The organism is Candidatus Nomurabacteria bacterium, from assembly GCA_020632075.1.
GTDB lineage: Bacteria > Patescibacteriota > Minisyncoccia > Phycocordibacterales > UBA918 > OLB19.
Window position 1 is genome coordinate 127,978 of record JACKGH010000001.1, and the last position, 20,497, is coordinate 148,474.

A 20,497-nucleotide genomic window follows, 5' to 3' on the forward strand; every position below is an offset into this window, starting at 1 on the left:
CGTGTGTAGCTTACGCGAGGATGTTTAGGAAGGTTGAGATCACAAAGAGGATTGAGATCCCGATCGAAAACTTGAACAAGAAAAGCTCAGCGCCACGACGCTTATGAAAAGCAGAACTGAAGTTGTCGCCACCAAATGCGCCACCCAAACTTGAACCGCGCTGCTGCAAGAGAATTGCGGCAACGAGTAGGATGGAGAGTGCGATCTGGATATACGGCAGTGCTGGAAGCACTGATTGGATAATATTCATGCCGTGAGATAGTAGCAGAAAGTTGAGTCCTAAGCAAGAGTGTACAACTCACCTCACAGACGCCACGGAGCGTATTGTTTTTGACTGAGAAAATCACCGTAAGAAGGCAAAATTGCAAACATCTACACCTGTCGTATAATGTGCGCGCAACGGAACGTTTTTGAGGTTTTTGGAGTTGCACATTTTGTATTGATAAAGAGAAATTTATAAATAAGTTCTTAAGATTTATTGAAGTTATGTCAGAAAAAAGTCCGATCAAGCCACTTGCAGACCGTGTAGTGGTCCGACCACTCACTGAAGAGGAGTTAGGAACAGTCTCTGCCTCAGGCATCATCATTCCTGATTCTGCGAAGAAAGAAAAACCAGAACAGGGAATTGTGATCGCTGCTGGGCCTGGTAAGTGGGATGAAGATGGTGAAAAACGAATTCCACTTGAGGTAAAAGAAGGAGACCGGGTGGTGTTCTCTAAGTACGGCTACGATGAAGTGAAATTTGAAGACAAGGAGTACTTTATCGTGTCCGAAGCTTCCATTTTAGGTATTTTTAACGGCTAACCTTAATTAAGTATAGAAATATGGCAAAAGAGGTAATTTTTGGTGAGGACGTAAAAAAGCGCCTGCAGAAGGGGGTTGATACAGTGGCAAACGCAGTGAAAGTAACACTTGGCCCACGAGGACGAAATGTGGTACTCGACAAGGGCTTTGGTGGTCCGACTATCACCAATGATGGTGTATCGATCGCAAAGGAGATCGTACTCGAGGACAAGTTCGAAAACATGGGCGCGGAGATCATCAAGGAGGTGGCTAACAAGACCAACGAACTGGCTGGCGATGGTACCACCACAGCGACCGTGTTGACCCAGGCGCTCGTAAATGAAGGCTTGAAGCAGACTACTATGGGCATCAACTCTATGGCGGTACGATCAGGTATGGAGCACGCTGCGGCCGATGTGGTAGCGGCGCTCAAGAACATGGCGACCAAGATCAACTCGGTTGATGAGATTAAGCAAGTAGCGACCATTTCAGCTGAAAACACCGAGCTGGGCGAGAAGATCGCCGAAACGATTGACAAGGTTGGTAAAGACGGTGTGGTAACGGTTGAGGAAAGTCAGTCATTTGGTATTGAGACCGAACTCACCGAAGGAATGCAGTTTGATAAGGGCTATGTATCGCCATACATGGTGACCAACCCGGAGCGCATGGAAGCTGAATACAAAGATACACAGATCCTCATCACCGATGAAAAGATCGCGAATGTACAGGATATTCTTCCACTCCTCGAGAAGATCGCTCAGACTGGTAAGAAGGAACTCATTATCATCGCAGATGATGTGGAGGGTGAAGCACTTGCGACCTTTGTGGTCAACAAGCTTAAGGGTGGCTTTTCAGTACTCGCGGTAAAGGCACCGGGGTATGGTGATCGTAAGAAGGAGATCTTGGCAGATATCGCTATTACGACTGGCGGGCAGGTGATCTCAAAAGATCTTGGTATGGAGCTGAAGAATACCGAGATCGCACAGCTTGGTAGCGCTGAACGTGTGATCGCAACTAAGGACAGTACGACTATCGTTGGCGGCGGCGGCGAGAAAGCAGCGATCGACGAGCGGGTTGGTGCGCTCAAGTCACAGCTTGAACAGGCTTCAAGTAAGTTTGATAAGGAAAAGATCGAAGAGCGTATTGCAAAGTTGGCTGGTGGTGTAGCGGTTATCCGCGTAGGTGCTGCAACCGAAACAGAAATGAAGTACCTCAAGCTCAAGATCGAAGATGCGGTAAACGCGACCAAGGCAGCGATCGAAGAAGGAATTGTGCCTGGTGGTGGTACGTCGCTTGCGCGTGCAGCAGCGATCGTCGAGAAAGACATCCTTGGTAAGAAGGATCTCGAGCGTGAAGAGTTGATTGGCTACAATATCGTACTCAAAGCGCTTGAAGTACCACTGAAGCAAATTGCTGATAACACCGGCAAGCACGATGGCGCGGTGATCGTTGAGAAGGTAAAGCAAGCTGGTGGCAACGCTGGCTACGATGCTGCCAAAGCAGAAATGGTAGACGATATGATCAAGGCGGGTATTATCGATCCGGTAAAGGTAGAACGTTCTGGGGTACAGAATGCGGTATCTGCTGCAGCGATCTTGCTCACCTCTGAAGCAGCAATTGCTGACAAGCCAGAAGATGACAAGCCTGACCTGTCAGCTATGGCTGGTATGGGCGGCATGGGCGGAGGTATGGGGATGATGTAACATTCTCATTCATAACTTAAGTAAAAGCAGGGTAGATATCTATCTACCCTGCTTTTATTTTTGAGTCGTTCTCGTGTGTGGTACAATTATTGTCGTTAAGAATAACCTTATCGTATATGAGCGCAATGTGGATTTTACTCATTGTTATTGCAGTTGTTGCTATTTGGGCGATTGCTGCGTACAACAAATTTATCAAACTCATTCAGCGTACCAAGGAGGCTTGGGCTGATATCGACGTGCAGTTGAAGCGTCGTTACGATCTCATTCCAAACTTGGTGGAGACTGTAAAAGGGTATGCGTCACATGAACGTGAGACGCTTGATAATGTGACGCAGGCGCGTGCACAGGCAACACAGACGCATATTGATCCGTCAAACATCACCCCTGAACAGATCGCTGCTATGGCTGGTGCTGAATCAGCTCTTTCAGGAGCACTGAGCCGACTCTTGGCAGTCGCTGAGAATTACCCAGATCTTAAGGCAAACACCAACTTCCTTGAGTTGCAGCGTGAGCTTTCAGATACTGAAAATAAGATTCAGGCAGCTCGTCGTTTCTACAACGGCAACGTACGTGATCTCAATATCGCGATACAGTCATTCCCATCAAATGTGATCGCGGGAATGTTCAGCTTCAAGTCAGAAGAGTTCTTTGAGCTCGAAGAAGGAAGTGAGGAAAAAGAGCCAGTGAAAGTGAGTTTCTAGTGAAGCATGACGAAACTGCAATCCACATTGCATATCGTTCGTGATGTCGCTACGACTCTGTTTGTGAGCGCCGCCCTTTGGGCGGCGCTCACTGCGTCTGCTTCAGCAGAGGTCATTACTCGCTTTGATGCACATATACATCTCCAAGATGACGGAGTAATGGAGGTGACCGAGACCATTGCGTATGACTTTGGTGCGGAGTCTCGGCATGGTATCTATCGTGATCTGCTTGGCGCACATCCGCAGGAAGCGTCCCATTGGTATAAGGAGCGATATGTCGAAATAGAGCCGCTGAGCGTTACTCGTAATGGTCTACCAGAGCCATATGATGTGTCGGAGCGTGGCGATGATGTTCACATTCGAATTGGTGATGCTGGTACGTATGTGAACGGTGAACAGATCTATTCGATCACATATAAGGTTCGTGGTGCGCTCGCATCGTACAAAGAGGGTCTAGAGCTCTATTGGAATGTTACCGGGTTCGATTGGCAGGTGCCGATGGAATTGGTGACCGTATCGATCGAAGCACAAGGTCAAGTACTGCTCTTGGTTGATCAGGCTTGTTATGCTGGACCACCTGGTGAACCCTCTCCGTGTGACAGCAAGCAAACAAATGGTCGCATGGCATACTTTACTGAAAAGAATCTGCCAGCTGGACACAATCTTACCGTCGCTCAAAAGATCACTGTGCCGACCATCCCGCCACCACTTGAGCGCTACAATTCACTGTTGTTGGGGTTTGGCCTGGTCGTTGTTTGGTTTGGCGGCTTGATCACCTGGCTGTATCGCTGGCGTACCAAGTATCGTATCGAGCAAGCGATTGTGCCGCAATACGAGCCGTTTGAAGACTTTAAACCAATGTTCACTGGTGTGTTGTTTGACAACCGCCTTGACTCGCGTGACATCACAGCTGGAATTATCTATTTGGCTCAACAGGGTTTTATTAAGATCACTCAAACGACGGAAAAGGTTCTGTGGCTATTTGAGACGACAGACTATGAGATAACCCTCTTGCGTCCTGAGTCTGAGACAGAGACCGAGTTTCAAAAGCAAATATTGTCTCTTTTGTTTAGATATGCAGGTGCGGTTGGGACGAAAGTTAAATTGTCTGAGGTGTCTCGTGACACTAGTAAGCAGCGGGTTAACTACCAAACTATTCAGAAAATGATAAAGGCTGTGGTCAAGGATCTTGTAGACTTAGGTTTCTTGGAGCAGCGTATCAATCGTGTGTATTTAACAGGCATTCCGATCTTTATTTTCTTGGTGATATACATTCAATTTGAGTATGGCATACACTTAGAGCTTCTCCATAGCGGAATCGTAGCCTTCTTTGTTGTTGCTTTTTTGAGTCTCTTTGCACTACTGCTGGTTGGTGGCGAACGACGGACACAAAAAGGGTACGCTGCACTCGATCATTTAAGTGGATTTAAAGACTTCTTGTCAACTACTGAGTCTGAGCGTTACAAATTCCATAATGCGCCAAGTAAGAGTCCTGAACAGTTCATGGAGTATTTGCCGTACGCGATAGCTTTTGGAGTCGAAAAGGAATGGGCTGAAGTGTTCAAGGACGTGCAGATCAATGATCCAAGTTGGTACAGTTCGAATGTGTCTGGTTCGCACTTTAGTGCAGGTGCTTTTGCAACTGACATGGGATCATTCGCAAGTGCGTTCTCTGGTTCGACGAGAAGCGGCGGTTCTTCAGGGTCGGGTTCTTCCGGAGGCGGCTTCTCTGGCGGTGGCGGAGGTGGCGGAGGTGGGGGTTCCTGGTAGTTGCGAACCTAAAAATTATAGTATTATTACAACACTATGTCAGAAATTAATCGTATCTACTACAACAAGTTGGTCCGCGACAACGTGCCGGGCAAGATCGACGCAAAGCATATCGAGTGTAATGTTCGGAAGGTAACTGATATTCAAGAGCTGCAGCAAGAGTTGTTCAAAAAGGTTCAGGAGGAAGCTGCGTCAGTAGCGATGTGTCGCACTAAGGAATCGTTTCTTGAGGAGTACAGTGACTTGATGGTTGTGCTCGATACGCTGATAAAGCAGCTGGATATAACCAAGGAAGAACTGATCAATGCTCGCAAGAGCAACCTATTACAAAAAGGTGGCTATAAACATGGCTATTTCCTAAATTGGTCAGCTGATGTGCAGTACCGGTCACATGAAAGTGTGCAAGGAATTCCTCTGTAGAGTAGTATAAAGAGTGAATCCTGATACGGTATGTCGACTTTGTATACGCACCAAGCAAGTAATGTTCGGAAGACCTTTGCACTCATGGGGGTGTTTTTGGTGTTTGTGATCGCTATTAGCTATGGTGTGTCCTGGTATCTCAACAGTTCAGCTATCTTGTATGTTGGCGTGATCTTTGCGGTTGCTACGAGCATTGGTAGTTACTGGTTCTCAGACAAAATTGTACTGCGTATGACTAATGCGCGCCAAGTCAGTCATGCTGAAGCACCCGAGTTGTACAATATCGTTGAGAACCTTGCTATCACCGCTGGTCTGCCAATGCCGAAGGTGTATATCGTAGAAGACCCCGCACCGAATGCTTTTGCGACCGGGCGGGATCCAGAGCATGCTGTTGTGGCTGCTACTACAGGCCTTTTGCAGATACTCGACCGCACTGAGCTTGAGGGCGTGATGGCACACGAGCTTTCACATGTGGGTAATCGCGATATGTTGGTCATGACCGTCGCGGTTGTTCTCGCTGGCTTTATTGCGATCTTGGCAGACTTTTTCAGTCGTACACTCATGTACGGGGGCGGGAACAACCGTGACCGCCACCCCGCCTTTTTGATCATCGGTATTGTCGGTATCATTTTGGCACCGATCGCTGCGAAGCTTATTCAGCTGGCGATTTCTCGCAAGCGAGAGTATTTGGCAGATGCGACTGGCGCGCTCCTAACTCGCTACCCAGAAGGTCTTGCGTCTGCACTTGAGAAGATCAGCACACATGCGCAGCCAATGCGGAAAGCTTCGCATGCGACTGCGCACCTGTTCATTTCTGATCCATTTAAAGGAGAGCGGGGAGTGATGCAGAAGATCGGCGGACTCTTTCAGACACATCCACCAGCAGAAGAGCGTATCGCGCGCCTGCGCGATATGGATGCGTAGTGTCGGCTTGGTGTGGTATAAAAGTACCCACTGGAGAGATGGCAGAGTGGTCGATCGCGCATCCTTGGAAAGGATGTATACGTGAAAGCGTATCGGGGGTTCGAATCCCCCTCTCTCCGCAGTTGGTATGAAAAAGCAAGATGCGCTTAGTATCATCATTACGTTCGTCATGGGTTTTGCGGCCGGTGTCTATTTGTTTTTGTCTCAGGCGGCACCAGTCGTGCATAAGTATGACGTTCCGACTGAAGAGAAGGTGAGTCAGTTTATGATCGTAGGTGATGTGTATGGTGTTTGTCGTAATACCTGCCCATCGTTCCAGGTACAAGCAGATGGCACGTATCGTTACCTATACACGCCGAGAGCGGGCGCAGAGCAGATCTTGCGCGAAGGGGAGTTGCCAGCTGAACTTAAGCGCAAACTACGATCAGCGCTCACTGTATCAGCACTGAACATGCAGTCGCGTGAGATCGAACCAGCCATCTGCAATTCCTATACTGATGGTATCGATATTTTGTACGACATTACCCTTGATGGTACGCAGTATTACCTAGATTCGTGTGGTACCGATGTTGATCCAGACGGTGCGGTGTGGAGTACGCTCAGCGATGTATGGGACTACTTTGAGCGTGGAGCATAGGCTCATAGACAAAGCAAACGGGTGTGCTATGCTCCTTTCTGGGTTTGTGGCAAAGATTATCTTGCTACTTGTCAGTACAAAGAAATGGAGTGGAGGGAGTTATGACAATCATCGAGTTGTTTCGGTCTCGGTTTGATGCGAATCTGGCTACGATCGCGATCGCTGTCTATGCAGGAGTAAGCGGTAACTTCGAGACGGTGGCAGATCTGCTGCTGGTCTGGGCGCTGATGCTGTACGTCGTCGATGTCTTCAAGACACGCACGTTTTTGTTCTGGGAGCACGGCCCGTCGTCCAGCTTTATCCTGGCACACATCTCCGCCTGGGCAACGGTCGTCTACTACGTGGCAAATTTCAATGCAGAGTGGTCACGAAACGTCGTGGCCTTGCTCACGGTCTCGTTCATCCTCACGATCGTCTTTGGGTCGGTGGCGTTGATGAGCGCTGCTGACGAGAAATACAAGCACCTCATCCATCCTCGGCAGCCGCAGTAACTACTGCCGAATGAACAAGCCCCGCAGATGCGGGGCTTTTTAGTGGAAATATTTTCTGTCTGCGTGCGTACGTCTTCAAAGCGGGCCAATTCCATTTTGGAATTGGCCCGCTTTGAAACTTCTCTAGCTTCCGTGTCGTAATAACAGAAGCAAGTGGTCGCGAACTTGCATTCGGATATATCAATCAATTGAAATTTGAACTATTGAATACTATGCAATCAAAATCGTTCCTTATAGCTATCGCTGCATTTGCCTTGACCGCCACTGGAGTGCAGGCGTATGGCGGCGCAAAAATACTTGGTCGAGCAGGTTTGACCGAAGAACAGGTAGAAGCCATTGAAGAAGCTCGTGAACTACGAGCCTTGGGTGATCATACTGGCGCACGCAACAAACTCTTAGAAGCCGGCATCGATGAGGAGACATTGCGATCCATGCGCGATGCGGCACGAGAGGTAAAAGATGCCATCAGAGAGGCAATAGAAGCAGATGATTATGAAGCCTTCAAAGTTGCTGTCGCAGACGCTCCGCTGGCAGACATTATCACCTCAAAAGCAGACTTTGAGCAGTTGGTGGAAGCACACGAAATGCGCATGGCCGGAGAAGTGCAGGTCGCGAGTGAGATACTTGACGAACTAGGTCTTGAACCACATTTTGGCGGACATCCACACCGTGGCGATATGCCGCAACTGCAAGAGCTTACAGATGAGCAGCGCGAGACACTTCAGGTGGCACATCAGGCAAATGACCGAGCTACTATCCAAGCGATCCTTGAAGAAGCGGGTATTGACCTTGGTCCACGACACATGCACTAAAAGACATACTTCACCACGTTAGCCTCATACGTATTACAAACACAGCCCTCGCGAGGGGCTGTGTTTGTTTGCTATGATAGTAGGATGAAGTATTTTACGTCTCTCTTTTTGTGGCTGTGTTTGGTTGCGCCAGCAATGGCGTATCAGCTTACGGTGACCGAGGTGGACGAACCATATGAGATCGTTCCGATCGCGGTGGATGAATTCAATAAGCAGGTGCAGCTTGGTACACTCAACAATTTTCCGGTGATGTATGAATTTGTCATTGATTCGACGACGGAACTCTCATTTCAGCTGAGCGAAGTAGCACGAATTGAACCTACTGGCTTTTCACTCATGCTCGTGCGACAGAATGACGACGACGGTGGTGTGACCGAAGTAGTCCGTCAACCCGGCAATGAAAATGCCTGGACACGCCTTAAAGACTCGGTGTACGGACTTACTTTTCTAGAAGGCGAGAAACTGGTGCAGGAGTTAACACCAGGGATGTATCGTCTTGAAGTAAGTACGCCAGTTAATATTGGCTCATATCGACTCACTATCGGTAGTGAATCAGATCCCCTCGGGTACTTCGCGACAGTTGGGCAGGTGCGTACGACGCAGGCTCACTTTGGATACTCGATCGTACGTATGCTCATGTCTTCGTATGTATACTACCCGCTCGGCATCATTTTCTTGCTACTCATCATTCATCGCACCTGGAAGTATCGTAATGTGATCAAATATGATTCTTAAAGCGATCGTCATCATCATAGCGGCATTTGTTTTGTTTTATTTTGCCAACTTGGCGTTTTTGGGTGAGATGTAAATAAAAAGCCCGCTTAGAGCGGGCGATGCGGGCGACGTAGTCCGTTTTTCCAGAGGACGTAATCAGTCTCGCGAATACGTGCTTGAGTAAATGACCTCATTTTTGCGTCGCCATAAAAAATGCTCGCAAGAGTTGTATCTGGGAGATCGCGAAGATCCCTGAGGTGCTGAATCCCGCTGCAGATAAGCATCATGGCAGTTTCTTCCGTGAAGCCACTTTGACAAAGTTTACTCTGAGCTACTGATCGGTGTGGAATGTCATTCTTTTCCAGCCAGTCACTGACAAGTAGGTTTTTGGAAGCATTGATCTTTTTGCCGCCGGCAATCTCTTCAATTTCACACAAATAGAGATGTCTCAAGCCACGGTAGCGCTTGTAGCCTCGATCCCAGAAACGATGTACCTTACTCAGCTTCAGGTCGTCAGAGGGTATGATGGTGTCGTCAGGGGAAAATGCTAGCGATCTGGCTTGCAGTGCTTTCGACAATGATTCCAGGTCTTGAGGGTAAAGTCCTGGCGTTTTTCTTATTAGCGTCCAGGGCTTGTGGCGGGCAAGTTGTCGGAATGTTTTGATTTTTGCTCTTGAGAGTTTCCTCCGTAGAGTTTTGGTCAGTTGTTGCTCTTCTTGGATCAAGTTGGAATGTTCTGACATCAGACTGTGCCTCTTGAAGTGTTGGTTATCTTAGGTCACTGTAGCACAGTCTATATTTGATACAAGTCATATAGACAAAAGCGTTAAAACAACGTATTCTAGCGGTGTTCGTGGGCGGCGGCCCTTTAGGGCCGCCGCCTTTCTCAACTATTATCAGGAGCACAGAACGTTTATTTTTAGTATTTATGTCACAAGAGATCCGTAATATCGCCATTATCGCGCACGTAGACCACGGTAAGACCACTTTGACTGATGGTCTTATGGAATTCACAGGTTCACGCGACGAGGGTGCGTCAATGGACAGTAACCAGCTCGAAAAGGAGCGTGGTATTACCATTTATGCCAAGAACACCTCGGTGACGTACAAAGACACCAAGATCAACATCGTGGACACGCCTGGCCACGCCGACTTTGGTTCAGAGGTAGAGCGGGTGCTCCGCTCGATCGACTGTGTGCTTCTTGTGGTAGATGCCCAGGAAGGCCCAATGCCACAGACTCGCTTCGTGCTCAAGAAGTCACTCGAACTCGGCCACAAGCCGATCGTAGTGATCAACAAGATCGATAAGCCAGCCGCTGATCCAGCACACTGTGCAGACTTAGTGCTCGAATTATTCTGGGAGCTTGGAGCTTCAGAAGAGCAATGTGAATTCCCAGTCGTCTACGCGATCGGTCGCGATGGAGTAGCGAAGCGCAACATGGAGGATGAAATGAAGGATCTTTCACCGATCCTCGATGTAGTCCTCGAACACGTGCCAGCAGCAAAGGTGTACGAAGAAGGGCAAGATCTCCGTGCGCAGGTATTCAACCTTGGCTACGACAACTTCCTCGGCCGACTTGCTATTGCTCGTATCTACGAAGGCAAGATCGCGAAAGGTCAGCAGGTCCTTATGAAGCATAAGGGTGAAGAAATGCATAAAGGCAAGGTGGTAAAGCTCTCAAACTACGTCGGTATTCACCCGATCGAGCAGGACGAAGCGTTTGCTGGCGACATTGTCATGATCGCTGGACTTGAAGATATTAATATTGGAGACACGATCACCGACAGTGAAGATGCTGAGCCACTGCCAGCAATCAATGTAGACGAACCAACAGTCGAAATGCAGTTTCTCGTGAACTCATCACCATTTGCGGGTCGCGAAGGGAAGTATGTGACTTCTCGTCAGATCGGTGAGCGTCTTGAGAAGGAAATGGAGATCAACGTTGGTCTCCAGGTAGAGCCAGCTGGCGGAGATGCATATAAAGTAAAGGGTCGTGGTGAAATGCACATCGCGATTCTCCTTGAGAATATGCGTCGTGAAGGCTACGAGCTTTCTGTTTCACAGCCACAGGTGATCATCAAGGAAGTAGACGGTCAGAAACAAGAGCCGTTTGAAGAAGTGACCATCGACATCCCAAGCGAATATCAGGGAGCGGTCATTGAGCGTCTCAGTAATCGTGGCTTTATCATGCAAAACATGATCCCGCACGAGAACCAAGTGCGTCTCCTCTTCGAAGGCCCAACTCGTGGTCTCTTAGGCTACAAGAACCAATTCATCATCGACACACGTGGCGAGGGTATTCTTGCGTCACGCTTTATCGAATTCCGCGAGTACTATGGTGAGATCAAGAAGCGTCAGGTTGGCTCGATGATCTCTATGGAAAACGGCAAGGCACTCGCCTTCGCGCTCTTCAATCTCCAGGATCGTGGTGAGCTCTATATCGGAGCTGGTACTGAAGTCTACGAAGGTATGGTGCTCGGTAACACCTCAAAGGGTGAAGAAATGACCGTGAACCCAACCAAGGGTAAGCAGCTTACCAACATGCGTGCTTCAGGTAGCGACGATGCGGTGACACTCATTCCACACCGCCCGCTCTCGATTGAGATTGGTCTTGAGATCATGCAGGAAGACGAGTACCTCGAAGTGTGTCCAGAATCTATTCGCTTGCGAAAGCAGAAGCTGAAGGAAAGTGATCGAAAGCGAGGAAAGTAGTTTTCATTTAAAAGAAGTATGTATAAAACTTGACGTTTTGTACGTACTAAGTAGTGTAGTATTAAAACTGTAAGTTTTGTGTATGAGTAAAAAAACTACAACACCAAGTTTTACTAAGCAGCACTATGGCAAGTGGGTCGCTTTAGGTAGTGGCGGTAAGATACTAGCTTATTCAAGAGATTTAAAAACGCTCTCGAATAAGGTTGGTAATAAAAAAGTTGTCTACACGAAAGCTCTAGACCCTCGAAAGATTTACGCTTTTAGCAGCTATGGCAGTACAAAGATTTAATTACAGTTGCCAGATTGATGGAGCATCGGGTGATGTTTGTTGTGAAAGGCCTGTTATTGAAGTGACTCTTAGTAGCGGGGGGAAACAGTTTGTCACACATGGGTTGATCGATTCAGGTTGTGTATCGACGATGGCTGATTCAAGTATCGCTGACTTCTTAGGTATTGATTTAACAACTTGCCCAGAAACAGAAGTGGGAGGAATTTGTGGTGAAGGTACTGGGTATATGAGTGAGATTGATTTCTATGTCGCAGGTGGAGGTAAAATTTTTTCCGGCCCTGTTACCTTTGTACACAACTTGCCCTTTTCAATCTTGCTTGGACACAGAAACTTCTTTGATAAATTTGATATTTTGTTTAAGAAGTCCAAGGGTTATTTCACCATTAATAGAGTAAGGGGGTAACTCAGAAATTTAGAGTTACTACGGTGAAGCACTTTGCTGCACATTGTCGTATAATTAACAATAGACTTACTCACGAGGACTAACTCACGACAACTATGGAAACTTCATATTTTTTTTGGCGCAATTCTTTGGTTTGCTGATCGTGATCTTTGCGGTCAGTGCGCTGTTTCGTCCGCACTTCTTGCGTGACGTCACCGATGACCTTGCGCAGGCTTCACCGCTGGTGCGACTCTTCTTTAGCATGGTTGCGATCGGTGGCGGTCTCGCGATCGTACTGACACACAATGTCTGGGTTGCTGGCTGGCCACTTATTATCACGCTCATTGGCTGGGGCGGGCTCATCAAGGGTGTTTTGGCGCTGGTGCGTCCACAGTCGCTTATCTTGGCTGCTGATGTGGTCTATGGCTCTGAGCGACGAGCTTGGGTCACACTAGTGCTGGCTGCGCTCTTTGGTGCGTATCTGACTGCGGTTGGGTTTGGGTGTTTGTAGGAGTGAAGGGGTGCAGGCCGCGTGAGCACGAACCTTTCGGAGAAAGGTCGCTCACGCGGCCTTTCTCTTTACACAAAGGCATTTTGTGGTATTTTTCACTCAGATTAATCAAGAAGGAGGTATCGTCTGATGACAACCGTCACCCTTAAAGACGTGTGGAATGACTTCTTGCACGAAAATCGAGTACGAAGACGTCTGCGAAAATTAGCAAAATCATTCGGGATCAGTAAAGGTTATGTGGGGGTGCTTGCGGTGCTTCCATCGCCAACCGGTCTGAGGCGCAGCTGGTCGGTGGTCATGCTTGGAGACGAAAAGACTACGTCAGCTGAATCGGATCGATGTTTGCATGTAACTTCTTTGATGACTCATGAATGGAATGCTCAAGGAACAGAGCGTAGTGAGCTTGTGTTCTGGAACGGAGTATATTTTGCTGGCGTGAAAACTGGGTATGTTGGTGATCAGGGTCAGCGTGGATCTATCATGCTCACATCAGACATTGCTGGTGCCGGGTCGATAGAAATGCTTCAAAGTTGCATTGAGCATTTTACTGAGTTCTGGAACCTTGTGTATCCAAGGCACAAAGAAAGTATTTTGGCCGCGTGAGCGCGAACCTTTCGGAGAAAGGTCGCTCACGCGGCCTTTTTGTTGACAGTGTCAATCATACCGATTACCCTACATTTTAGGTAATCAGAAGGGGAATACTGATGCAAGAGACAGTACATACTGAAAGTCCAAGTGAGCGGCAGCCACTTCGCTTCTACTGGCGCCAAGGTGTCTCAGACGAGGATCTTACCAATGCGGTATATGATCATGTGCTCGCTTTGGTTACATCGTACGGATATGGTCAAGAGGGGGTTGGTGGAGTGAAGATCTACCTGCCTTTCATCCTTCCAGAAGATGGTAGTCTCGCCAATGCACATCGATGGGTGGTGCCGATCAATACTGATGAGGTGTCGGACCGCGCCATGAATGCCTTCATGGCGCGGTGGGAAGAGTTGGAACAGATCTGGCGTCAAGATCCTGATATTCTCATCAGAACATCTGGCGACATCATTCATGTTGGCTACTCACTCGACATCGAGGACGGCAACATCGCTTCGCCTGCGGTGGAATGTATCTTATGCCTGCCAGGCTTCGATCTGGAAGAGTTGTTTGAAGATTTCCCTGACGAGCTCGTTGAACTCTGGGATAAAGGAGAATTCTCTCGTGTGTTCTACTGACGGTCGAGGGCGCTTGGTACAAGCGCCCTTTTTGTTGCTACAATATTCACATTAGCAATTCACTCAATTTGTATGGAAGAACTACTTAGTAATCTTGATGTCGTGACTGTTCTAGTGTCATTTGTATTGGCATTCTTACTCGGTTGGTTGTGGTATTCGCCAAAGATGTTCCTTAAGCCGTGGGCAGCAGGACACGGCATAGATACGACGGGACCAAAGACTGGCATACTGAAACCAATGGTGGCACAAGCTGCCGGCACCCTCTTGCTAGCAGTCATTACCAACATGGCTGCTCAAGATGGACATGTAGGGCACGCAGTAATAGTGGCAGTGACAGTTGCGTTTTTCATCATGTCGAGCAACCTCTACAAGAATCCAAAGGCATGCGTGCCTGCACGTATAGAAGCGGGGTACATATTGGCCATGGTCGCGGTTATGGTGGCTGTCAATATGGTGCTGTAGTTTTTAACCATTTAGTAAAATATGAAAACTATTGCGTGTTTAGATTGCAGTCAGCAATTCAGTGGTGAAACTCCTGAAGAAGTAATGCAGGCTATGATGCCACACTACATGGTGGACCATAAGGAAGTCATGGAAGGTGGAAATGAGGAAAAGAAGAAAGAATGGTTTGCTGAATTTCAACGACGCTGGAATGTAGCAGAGAATAGTTAGCAGAATTGCAAAAAGCCTAATGGACACACTAGGCTTCTTGTTGACTCTGTGCACTACATGTTGTATTGTCCAATGAGCAGAAGGGAGGAACGTACATGCTTCAAAGAGGGGAATTGGCGCTTGGTTGGAGAATGACCAAGCCAGTCGAAGTGTTTCAAGATGACATGCGTGAGATCATGAAAGCAATGCTGCTCTCGTCGGACTACATCGGTGATGGGCTTCTGGTCATGCGTATTCGTGTGCCGTTCGTCTACAGGCACAGCATGCCTGAATACAAAGACTTTCCACTGATGGCGCCAATTGGCGACATTCGCTTGTCGCAAGAGCAAGTTGGGCGCATGAATAAGACCTGGGTCGATCTGTACTACAGGTGGATCAGTGACAATGATGGAGTGCATACTCAGATTCGTAGTGAGGGTGACGTGTATCATGTTGCCAAGCGTGTCGGGATCGAGACGTACGGTCTAGCATCACCGACGGTCGAGTGCGTCGCGCTCTTGCGTGATCCGGGTTGTCCCTTCATGGAACTGTGCGAAGGAGCACTCGACATCTTTTGGGAAGAGTCTGGGCTGATCGCGTTTGGTCCGACTATCGAAGACAGCAAATAGTACTACTGAGGTCGCCCTTTGGGCGGCCTTTTTTGATACACTGATTCAGTATGAAAATTGCTTCTGGTTTTTTGGCTGCACTCGTCTTGCTAATGAGCGTGCCACAGGCGCAAGCGGCGGCAGTGAATGAGGAGTACGTGTGGCAACTCACTGCCATCTCTGAGTATGTGGAACGCTTACTTGGAGTGCATCCGCCACTTGATACCGCTGAAAAGCGAGACATCATCGCAGCCGGCACGGCGTGGACAGTGGCTTCGCAGGAGGAGAATGGGCACTTTGGATATGAGTACGCACCATATGATGGTGTGTATCTGCGAGGAGAAGGGATGGTGCGGCAGGCGGGTACACTTTTTATGTTGTCTGAAGTATATCTGCAGCAGACTGAAAAAGATCCAAGGATCGCCACTGCAATTGAACAAGCGATCGATTATTTTGAAAGCATCAGTCTAGAAGAAGGCTCTTTTTGGTGCATCAAGAATTCAGAGCGTAGTACGAAGTGTGAACTTGGTAGCGCAAGTCTGGCTTTGATCGGCCTTGTGAACTATGTGACAGCGGTGCCAGAGAAAGAGAAGGTGTATGAGTCGCTGATTGAAAATTATTTTAACTACCTCCGAGTAGCGAAGTTTGTTGGGAAGGGTTTTAGTGCAAATTACGACGCTGAAGATAGTTTTAGTGCAAAGGAGTCGCCATTCTACAACGGTGAAGCTATGTTGGCTCTAGTGAAGTATTATCAGTACCGACCGGATAACGAGGTGAAAGATATGCTCCAAGAGACGTTTGAGCATTTACGCAAGCAGGAGCACGAGTCGCCGCTTTATTTATGGATCATGGCCGCGCTCAAGGAAATGAAAGTGCTGTGGCCAAATGAAGCGTATGTAACATACGCAAAGGATTTTACTAATGAGCGATTGGTGAGCGCGGCCACTCGCCATCATCTTACTCATAACTATTGCGCGCCACTAGAAGGTTTGGTGAGTGCGTATAGCGTACTTGAAGGAACCGCTGACGATGAACTGCTTACGCAACTGTACGATGAGATCCAGTATTGGCTGTCTCGCACGACGGCTTTGCAGGTTGGTCGTACGACACCATATCGCGTGAACACTATAGATGGTGTGTTGCAACTACAAACAGTCACAGATCCTGCTCAAGCGTACGGTGGTTTCTTAACGGGTGAAGAGGTGTTGACTCAGCGTATCGACTTTACGCAGCATTGTGTGAGTGCGTACTTACAAACGTTGGTGGATATTGAGGGTGAGGAGCTGTAAGGTGGCCGGCGCCGAAGGCGCCGGCCCTTGTGCTACACTATTTTCATATGGATCCAAAAGTACAAGAACAACTCGACGAGCTCGAAATGAAGGTTAATGCGGTGTATACGTCAGTCGAGAAGATCCGCAAGTACATGCTAATCACTGCTTGGGTGACGATCGCGGTGATCGTTTTGCCACTGGTGGGTCTTGTGTTTGCTATTCCTGCCTTACTTAGCACGATCAGTGAAGCTACAGCGTTAATGCAGTTTTAGTTGACAAAAACCCCTGACGTCGTAGGGTAGAGAAAAGTGTTCATTGGGAGAGCTTGTCATGCGCATACGTGACTTGATGCAAGAGATGCTGCTTAGATTTGGTGAGGCATTTGTTCGTTTCGTGGTGCGTAACCGTATCATGCTGCATCTCAGTCGTAACAAATTCAGTTATGAAGCATACATCAGCTTGATCGTGTATATACCGGAAGCTAATGGTCGCCGAGTGTTTACGAAGATGTGGCAATTCCCGGTTCGTAAGCAGTCAGTGACGGAGCGTGAAGCAGTAAGAATGCAGGAGCACTATCGTGAGCTGCAAGTTAAGTGGTTGCGGGCGGGGGACAAAGACGACGTCTTTCGTCTCCATGACGTCTACTATGTAGCTGAACGGATCGGTGAAGTACAAAAAGTTGGTGTTATGCCGTCGATCGAGTGTGTTATGTGGCTCCAAGGTCCTATGCACGATGATCTGGCTGCCAGCATTCGAAAAAGCTTCCCGTACTTTTGGTGGATAGCAACTGGCCAGAAGTTGCCTGATGCGGCCGCGTGAGTGCCTTTCTTCGAAAGGCCGTGCTCACGCGGCCTTTTTGTTTTGGGTGTATAGTAGAAGGGTATGAAAAATGCTCTCATTGTTTTTGTCTTGCTCACTCTGGGTGGCATATTGTTGTATAGTTGGCCGGCGCCGAAGGCGCCGGCCGAGAATCCGGCTGAACCTGAAGTCCCGCTGTCGAGCTATGCAATATTTATCCATGATGAAGTTAGTGTGCCGGTTGACTCCCGGAGGGTAGATCTCTCAGGCAGAGGTCTTAACGGATCGCTAAAGGCGGAAATTCGCCAGCTTACTGAGCTACGCGAACTTGATCTTGCACACAACAACTTCACTGGTTTACCCGCTGAAGTTGGTCAATTGTCGAAACTTGAAGTGCTCAATTTGTCCGATAATCCACTGACTGGACTGCCGCACGAGCTGGGGAATCTGCAAAACTTGAAGACACTTGATCTTCGTGGAACGCAGTATTCCACATATGATTTAAATGTGATTCAGGCTGCTCTGCCAAGTGAAGTTGAAATACTGACAGATCAGTGATTGGAATTACGGTATACTGATTTTATATGAAACGAAACACTTTTCTGATGCTGCTCGCGTTTTTGGTCGTGCCCGTAACTACTTCCGCCTACGATGGGTTCGGTAGAATTGATCGTAACAATCTCGATGATGAGATCGTCGATCAATTTCCTCTCCCGATCTTGTTTGGTGTCGATCTCTCAACAGTTGTACCAGACTTTGGTGACCCCAGAGACGGTGGAGAACGCTCTCATGAAGGGCAAGATATTCGCGCACCAAAAGGAACGCCGATCGTTTCCCCGACCGAGGCGATCGTGATCAAGACCGGTGATGGTGTGTACTCGGGGAAGTATGTATACACTGCCAATCCTGGCGGTGAGACCTTCCGTTACATGCATCTTGATACGATCGCTTCTGATCTTGATTCTGGCGACCTCCTTGATGTGGGGGACTTCATTGGTACTGTCGGTGATACAGGCAATGCTCCCGAGGGTGTCTATCATCTCCATCTTGAGATCCTTAATGAAGACAATGATCCAACTGATCCATTTGAACGTTTTGATCCAGCAGGATTCACACTTAAGGAAAAAATGTCATTCTTGCGTGACATCTTTAGTGGAATGAAACAAGACGAGGAGTATGCTGAGTTTTTGGTAGAGACATTCAATAGTGACTTCATGACAGCGTATCAAAAAGGTTACTCCATGCCGAATGTGATCGATGAGGTGCTTGAAGATGCTGGTGCGAGTACGCAGTCGCAACAGTTGCAACGCTTTACTGAGCTTATTGCAGCACTCCCGATGGCGCTTCAAATGGAGCTTCGTAGTGGCGATCAGGGGCCGGCTGTGCAGCTGTTGCAGTTGTATCTTATTTACACCGGTAACGGGCCGGCGCGAGACAAGCTGCGAGCAGCGGGACCAACCGGGTACTTTGGGCTGGTCACAACTGCTGCGCTGGCAGAGTTTCAGAAAGATAAGCTCATTATTGATAACAAAGGTGTATACGATGCACAGACCAGAACTGGTATGATGAAGTACCAGTATCCAAATTTAAATTTCAACTAACATGCAACTCTTCGGACTACTTTCGCTCATTATCGTAATAGCCATCATTGGTTGGTGGATGAGTACAGGGCTGGTGCAGGTACCAGCTACTGCGCCATCTGCAGAGGATCGCTCAAGCTCGTTCTATGTCATCCCGCCAGATCCGGAAAGTTCACCGGTGCCAACCTACGGCGATGCACTCGATGCGGCTCGCGGTGCGGCTGACGCGATGGAACGGTAGGTAGACAACGGACACTTCCAGTGTCGCAAAGACGTGCACACTAGAATCGGGTGTATACTGCAAAAGATGACATACATACCACAGAAATACTGTGATATGTGTTTGATGCCGTTCTCGCAAGATCCTGGGGTACGCGAGCACGAATACTACTGCAGCTACTGCTACAAAAATGGGGAACTAACATACAAAGGAGATGATCTCCATGCCTTTCAGAAACTCTGGTACGTGCGTATGCGACAAAACGGTATGAGCCGGTGGCGTGCCAAGTTTTCTGCTTGGATGATCCGCTTTGCGCCACACTGGAAGAGGGAGAAAAGGCTCTTCGTTGGCCCAGTAAACACCTATCACTAAATAGCTAGAGAGTGGTCACCCAGGCACTATTTGGGTCTGCTTGCTCTGCAGCAAGTGCAGTGCGGATTTTTTCTGTGATCGTGCCGGGGGTATGGTCATTGATCTCACGTCCGTCTATCTCAAGAATTGGTGCAATGAAAGCCGAAGTACCACTCGCAAAGACTTCGTCTGCAGTGTAGAGCTCGGTCAGTGCGACCTTGCGCTCGATGACTGGGATGTCGAGTCGCGCGGCCAGCTCGATCACACTCCGACGTGTGATGCCTTCTAGGATGTCTGACGCACAGTCGGGTGTGATCAGCTGGCCGCGCTTTACCATAAAGACATTGGCTGCAGAGAGCTCGCTTACATAGCCATTGTTGTTGAGAAACAGACAATCGTCCATGCCTGCGTCAAGGGCGTCTTGTTTAGCGAGGGCAGAATTTACATAAGCTCCATTCACTTTGGCACGCGCGGGGATCGCACTGTCAGTGGTGCGTCGCCAGAGACTGGTCTTCAGTCTAGCGCCACTTTCAGGAAGGATCTTGTCAGCGTCCATCATGAACACACTAAAGGCGAGTTCAAGGTCTTTGGTGCGTACACCAGGCGCAAGGGAAGTTGCATGTACAGTGAGTCTAAAGAACTGATCTTTGGTTGGTTTGTTTGCTTCGATCAATGCTTGGATTTGTGCTTTAAATTGATCCTCGACCACATACTCTTCAGCTCCGTTTAAACCGATCATCCGTGCTGATTGCTTAAGTCGAATGAGGTGCTCCGGAATGCGAAAACAAAGCATTCCTTCGCTTGTGTGCTTGGCAAAAAAGACTGAGTAGACGCTGAGTCCGTAGAGCACAGCAGAGCTTGCAACAGAAAGGTGTGCTTCAGCTAAAGGCACGATCTTACCATTAATCAGTGCGTTTGGTGCGAGATTTGCCATAGTGATACTTAAGT

General features: G+C 48.3%; 29 protein-coding genes and 1 tRNA gene. 27 read left to right on the forward strand and 3 right to left on the reverse strand.

The genetic code is table 11. The features are described from left to right. Positions 1-10 precede the first annotated feature (10 nt). Positions 11-250 carry a preprotein translocase subunit SecG gene (gene secG / locus H6786_00685; protein ID MCB9815886.1) on the reverse strand — a complete coding sequence of 80 codons (240 nt, stop codon included), beginning with the start codon at positions 248-250 and terminating at the stop codon, positions 11-13. 236 nt (positions 251-486) lie between these two features. Here secG and H6786_00690 point away from each other — a divergent pair, with 236 nt between their 5' ends. From H6786_00690 to H6786_00740, 11 genes are all read left to right on the forward strand, one after another. Continuing rightward, positions 487-804 carry a co-chaperone GroES gene (locus tag H6786_00690; protein MCB9815887.1) on the forward strand — a complete coding sequence of 106 codons (318 nt, stop codon included), beginning with the start codon at positions 487-489 and terminating at the stop codon, positions 802-804. Between the two features lie 20 nt (positions 805-824). Further along, positions 825-2,486: a chaperonin GroEL gene (groL, locus tag H6786_00695; protein MCB9815888.1), complete on the forward strand. Its 1,662-nt coding sequence runs from the start codon at positions 825-827 to the stop codon at positions 2,484-2,486. 116 nt (positions 2,487-2,602) lie between these two features. Then, positions 2,603-3,187, forward strand: a complete 585-nt coding sequence (locus tag H6786_00700) for a LemA family protein (GenBank protein MCB9815889.1) — start codon at positions 2,603-2,605, stop codon at positions 3,185-3,187. A 6-nt stretch (positions 3,188-3,193) separates the two neighbouring features. Continuing rightward, complete coding sequence (locus tag H6786_00705) at positions 3,194-4,957, forward strand: DUF2207 domain-containing protein (GenBank protein ID MCB9815890.1); 1,764 nt, start codon at positions 3,194-3,196, stop codon at positions 4,955-4,957. A gap of 36 nt (positions 4,958-4,993) precedes the next feature. Next, positions 4,994-5,377 (forward strand): nucleoside triphosphate pyrophosphohydrolase, encoded by a 384-nt coding sequence (locus H6786_00710; protein ID MCB9815891.1) that lies wholly within the window; start codon positions 4,994-4,996, stop codon positions 5,375-5,377. 30 nt (positions 5,378-5,407) lie between these two features. After that, positions 5,408-6,301 (forward strand): M48 family metalloprotease, encoded by an 894-nt coding sequence (locus tag H6786_00715; protein MCB9815892.1) that lies wholly within the window; start codon positions 5,408-5,410, stop codon positions 6,299-6,301. A 32-nt stretch (positions 6,302-6,333) separates the two neighbouring features. After that, positions 6,334-6,420 (forward strand) — tRNA-Ser (locus H6786_00720). 8 nt (positions 6,421-6,428) lie between these two features. Continuing rightward, positions 6,429-6,938: a hypothetical protein gene (locus tag H6786_00725; protein ID MCB9815893.1), complete on the forward strand. Its 510-nt coding sequence runs from the start codon at positions 6,429-6,431 to the stop codon at positions 6,936-6,938. A gap of 101 nt (positions 6,939-7,039) precedes the next feature. Continuing rightward, complete coding sequence (locus H6786_00730; protein ID MCB9815894.1) at positions 7,040-7,429, forward strand: hypothetical protein; 390 nt, start codon at positions 7,040-7,042, stop codon at positions 7,427-7,429. Positions 7,430-7,641: 212 nt separating this feature from the next. Continuing rightward, positions 7,642-8,241: a hypothetical protein gene (locus H6786_00735; GenBank protein MCB9815895.1), complete on the forward strand. Its 600-nt coding sequence runs from the start codon at positions 7,642-7,644 to the stop codon at positions 8,239-8,241. A gap of 84 nt (positions 8,242-8,325) precedes the next feature. Then, the gene (locus tag H6786_00740; GenBank protein ID MCB9815896.1) at positions 8,326-8,976 is read left to right on the forward strand and encodes a hypothetical protein; all 651 of its coding nucleotides are present in this window, start codon (positions 8,326-8,328) and stop codon (positions 8,974-8,976) included. 86 nt (positions 8,977-9,062) lie between these two features. Here the strand turns inward: H6786_00740 and H6786_00745 are convergent, their stop codons facing one another. Beyond that, positions 9,063-9,698 (reverse strand): hypothetical protein, encoded by a 636-nt coding sequence (locus H6786_00745; GenBank protein MCB9815897.1) that lies wholly within the window; start codon positions 9,696-9,698, stop codon positions 9,063-9,065. A 185-nt stretch (positions 9,699-9,883) separates the two neighbouring features. Between H6786_00745 and typA the strand changes: the two genes are divergently transcribed. The 16 genes from typA (at position 9,884) to H6786_00825 (ending at position 19,570) form a co-directional block, all read left to right on the forward strand. Then, on the forward strand, positions 9,884-11,668 hold the full coding sequence (gene typA / locus H6786_00750) for a translational GTPase TypA (protein ID MCB9815898.1): 1,785 nt from the start codon (positions 9,884-9,886) through the stop codon (positions 11,666-11,668). An 82-nt stretch (positions 11,669-11,750) separates the two neighbouring features. Further along, positions 11,751-11,957: a hypothetical protein gene (locus H6786_00755; GenBank protein MCB9815899.1), complete on the forward strand. Its 207-nt coding sequence runs from the start codon at positions 11,751-11,753 to the stop codon at positions 11,955-11,957. Next, entirely contained in the window at positions 11,938-12,360 is a 423-nt protein-coding gene (locus H6786_00760) for a hypothetical protein (GenBank protein ID MCB9815900.1), read from the forward strand. Before H6786_00755 ends, H6786_00760 begins: the two co-directional genes overlap by 20 nt. Before the next feature lie 115 nt (positions 12,361-12,475). After that, on the forward strand, positions 12,476-12,850 hold the full coding sequence (locus H6786_00765; GenBank protein MCB9815901.1) for a hypothetical protein: 375 nt from the start codon (positions 12,476-12,478) through the stop codon (positions 12,848-12,850). A gap of 129 nt (positions 12,851-12,979) precedes the next feature. Beyond that, positions 12,980-13,453 carry a hypothetical protein gene (locus tag H6786_00770; protein ID MCB9815902.1) on the forward strand — a complete coding sequence of 158 codons (474 nt, stop codon included), beginning with the start codon at positions 12,980-12,982 and terminating at the stop codon, positions 13,451-13,453. Positions 13,454-13,554: 101 nt separating this feature from the next. Then, positions 13,555-14,070, forward strand: coding sequence for a hypothetical protein (locus tag H6786_00775; GenBank protein ID MCB9815903.1), 516 nt, complete (start codon positions 13,555-13,557; stop codon positions 14,068-14,070). A gap of 72 nt (positions 14,071-14,142) precedes the next feature. Continuing rightward, entirely contained in the window at positions 14,143-14,532 is a 390-nt protein-coding gene (locus H6786_00780; GenBank protein ID MCB9815904.1) for a DUF1761 family protein, read from the forward strand. Between the two features lie 21 nt (positions 14,533-14,553). After that, a complete protein-coding gene (locus tag H6786_00785) occupies positions 14,554-14,742 on the forward strand; it encodes a DUF1059 domain-containing protein (GenBank protein MCB9815905.1) in 189 nt (62 codons plus the stop codon). A 95-nt stretch (positions 14,743-14,837) separates the two neighbouring features. After that, positions 14,838-15,350: a hypothetical protein gene (locus H6786_00790; GenBank protein MCB9815906.1), complete on the forward strand. Its 513-nt coding sequence runs from the start codon at positions 14,838-14,840 to the stop codon at positions 15,348-15,350. A 50-nt stretch (positions 15,351-15,400) separates the two neighbouring features. Beyond that, the gene (locus tag H6786_00795) at positions 15,401-16,618 is read left to right on the forward strand and encodes a hypothetical protein (protein MCB9815907.1); all 1,218 of its coding nucleotides are present in this window, start codon (positions 15,401-15,403) and stop codon (positions 16,616-16,618) included. A 47-nt stretch (positions 16,619-16,665) separates the two neighbouring features. Continuing rightward, positions 16,666-16,872, forward strand: coding sequence for a hypothetical protein (locus H6786_00800; GenBank protein MCB9815908.1), 207 nt, complete (start codon positions 16,666-16,668; stop codon positions 16,870-16,872). Positions 16,873-16,930: 58 nt separating this feature from the next. Continuing rightward, positions 16,931-17,419, forward strand: coding sequence for a hypothetical protein (locus H6786_00805; protein MCB9815909.1), 489 nt, complete (start codon positions 16,931-16,933; stop codon positions 17,417-17,419). Between the two features lie 63 nt (positions 17,420-17,482). Beyond that, positions 17,483-17,956 carry a leucine-rich repeat domain-containing protein gene (locus tag H6786_00810; GenBank protein MCB9815910.1) on the forward strand — a complete coding sequence of 158 codons (474 nt, stop codon included), beginning with the start codon at positions 17,483-17,485 and terminating at the stop codon, positions 17,954-17,956. Positions 17,957-17,982: 26 nt separating this feature from the next. Then, on the forward strand, positions 17,983-18,999 hold the full coding sequence (locus H6786_00815; protein MCB9815911.1) for a peptidoglycan DD-metalloendopeptidase family protein: 1,017 nt from the start codon (positions 17,983-17,985) through the stop codon (positions 18,997-18,999). A gap of 1 nt (position 19,000) precedes the next feature. Continuing rightward, positions 19,001-19,219 (forward strand): hypothetical protein, encoded by a 219-nt coding sequence (locus H6786_00820; GenBank protein ID MCB9815912.1) that lies wholly within the window; start codon positions 19,001-19,003, stop codon positions 19,217-19,219. 105 nt (positions 19,220-19,324) lie between these two features. After that, positions 19,325-19,570 (forward strand): hypothetical protein, encoded by a 246-nt coding sequence (locus H6786_00825; GenBank protein MCB9815913.1) that lies wholly within the window; start codon positions 19,325-19,327, stop codon positions 19,568-19,570. Between the two features lie 4 nt (positions 19,571-19,574). Here H6786_00825 and H6786_00830 read toward each other — a convergent pair whose 3' ends face one another. Then, positions 19,575-20,483 (reverse strand): aminotransferase class IV, encoded by a 909-nt coding sequence (locus H6786_00830; GenBank protein MCB9815914.1) that lies wholly within the window; start codon positions 20,481-20,483, stop codon positions 19,575-19,577. Between the last annotated feature and the right edge of the window lie 14 nt (positions 20,484-20,497).

What these genes read in the sequence shown, in the direction of transcription:
- secG (MCB9815886.1), bottom strand. Translation starts at nt 250, where the DNA reads ATGAATATTATCCAATCAGTGCTTCCAGCACTGCCGTATATCCAGATC.
- H6786_00690 (MCB9815887.1), top strand. Translation starts at nt 487, where the DNA reads ATGTCAGAAAAAAGTCCGATCAAGCCACTTGCAGACCGTGTAGTGGTC.
- groL (MCB9815888.1), top strand. Translation starts at nt 825, where the DNA reads ATGGCAAAAGAGGTAATTTTTGGTGAGGACGTAAAAAAGCGCCTGCAG.
- H6786_00700 (MCB9815889.1), top strand. Translation starts at nt 2,603, where the DNA reads ATGAGCGCAATGTGGATTTTACTCATTGTTATTGCAGTTGTTGCTATT.
- H6786_00705 (MCB9815890.1), top strand. Translation starts at nt 3,194, where the DNA reads ATGACGAAACTGCAATCCACATTGCATATCGTTCGTGATGTCGCTACG.
- H6786_00710 (MCB9815891.1), top strand. Translation starts at nt 4,994, where the DNA reads ATGTCAGAAATTAATCGTATCTACTACAACAAGTTGGTCCGCGACAAC.
- H6786_00715 (MCB9815892.1), top strand. Translation starts at nt 5,408, where the DNA reads ATGTCGACTTTGTATACGCACCAAGCAAGTAATGTTCGGAAGACCTTT.
- H6786_00725 (MCB9815893.1), top strand. Translation starts at nt 6,429, where the DNA reads ATGAAAAAGCAAGATGCGCTTAGTATCATCATTACGTTCGTCATGGGT.
- H6786_00730 (MCB9815894.1), top strand. Translation starts at nt 7,040, where the DNA reads ATGACAATCATCGAGTTGTTTCGGTCTCGGTTTGATGCGAATCTGGCT.
- H6786_00735 (MCB9815895.1), top strand. Translation starts at nt 7,642, where the DNA reads ATGCAATCAAAATCGTTCCTTATAGCTATCGCTGCATTTGCCTTGACC.
- H6786_00740 (MCB9815896.1), top strand. Translation starts at nt 8,326, where the DNA reads ATGAAGTATTTTACGTCTCTCTTTTTGTGGCTGTGTTTGGTTGCGCCA.
- H6786_00745 (MCB9815897.1), bottom strand. Translation starts at nt 9,698, where the DNA reads ATGTCAGAACATTCCAACTTGATCCAAGAAGAGCAACAACTGACCAAA.
- typA (MCB9815898.1), top strand. Translation starts at nt 9,884, where the DNA reads ATGTCACAAGAGATCCGTAATATCGCCATTATCGCGCACGTAGACCAC.
- H6786_00755 (MCB9815899.1), top strand. Translation starts at nt 11,751, where the DNA reads ATGAGTAAAAAAACTACAACACCAAGTTTTACTAAGCAGCACTATGGC.
- H6786_00760 (MCB9815900.1), top strand. Translation starts at nt 11,938, where the DNA reads ATGGCAGTACAAAGATTTAATTACAGTTGCCAGATTGATGGAGCATCG.
- H6786_00770 (MCB9815902.1), top strand. Translation starts at nt 12,980, where the DNA reads ATGACAACCGTCACCCTTAAAGACGTGTGGAATGACTTCTTGCACGAA.
- H6786_00775 (MCB9815903.1), top strand. Translation starts at nt 13,555, where the DNA reads ATGCAAGAGACAGTACATACTGAAAGTCCAAGTGAGCGGCAGCCACTT.
- H6786_00780 (MCB9815904.1), top strand. Translation starts at nt 14,143, where the DNA reads ATGGAAGAACTACTTAGTAATCTTGATGTCGTGACTGTTCTAGTGTCA.
- H6786_00785 (MCB9815905.1), top strand. Translation starts at nt 14,554, where the DNA reads ATGAAAACTATTGCGTGTTTAGATTGCAGTCAGCAATTCAGTGGTGAA.
- H6786_00790 (MCB9815906.1), top strand. Translation starts at nt 14,838, where the DNA reads ATGCTTCAAAGAGGGGAATTGGCGCTTGGTTGGAGAATGACCAAGCCA.
- H6786_00795 (MCB9815907.1), top strand. Translation starts at nt 15,401, where the DNA reads ATGAAAATTGCTTCTGGTTTTTTGGCTGCACTCGTCTTGCTAATGAGC.
- H6786_00800 (MCB9815908.1), top strand. Translation starts at nt 16,666, where the DNA reads ATGGATCCAAAAGTACAAGAACAACTCGACGAGCTCGAAATGAAGGTT.
- H6786_00805 (MCB9815909.1), top strand. Translation starts at nt 16,931, where the DNA reads ATGCGCATACGTGACTTGATGCAAGAGATGCTGCTTAGATTTGGTGAG.
- H6786_00810 (MCB9815910.1), top strand. Translation starts at nt 17,483, where the DNA reads ATGAAAAATGCTCTCATTGTTTTTGTCTTGCTCACTCTGGGTGGCATA.
- H6786_00815 (MCB9815911.1), top strand. Translation starts at nt 17,983, where the DNA reads ATGAAACGAAACACTTTTCTGATGCTGCTCGCGTTTTTGGTCGTGCCC.
- H6786_00820 (MCB9815912.1), top strand. Translation starts at nt 19,001, where the DNA reads ATGCAACTCTTCGGACTACTTTCGCTCATTATCGTAATAGCCATCATT.
- H6786_00825 (MCB9815913.1), top strand. Translation starts at nt 19,325, where the DNA reads ATGCCGTTCTCGCAAGATCCTGGGGTACGCGAGCACGAATACTACTGC.
- H6786_00830 (MCB9815914.1), bottom strand. Translation starts at nt 20,483, where the DNA reads ATGGCAAATCTCGCACCAAACGCACTGATTAATGGTAAGATCGTGCCT.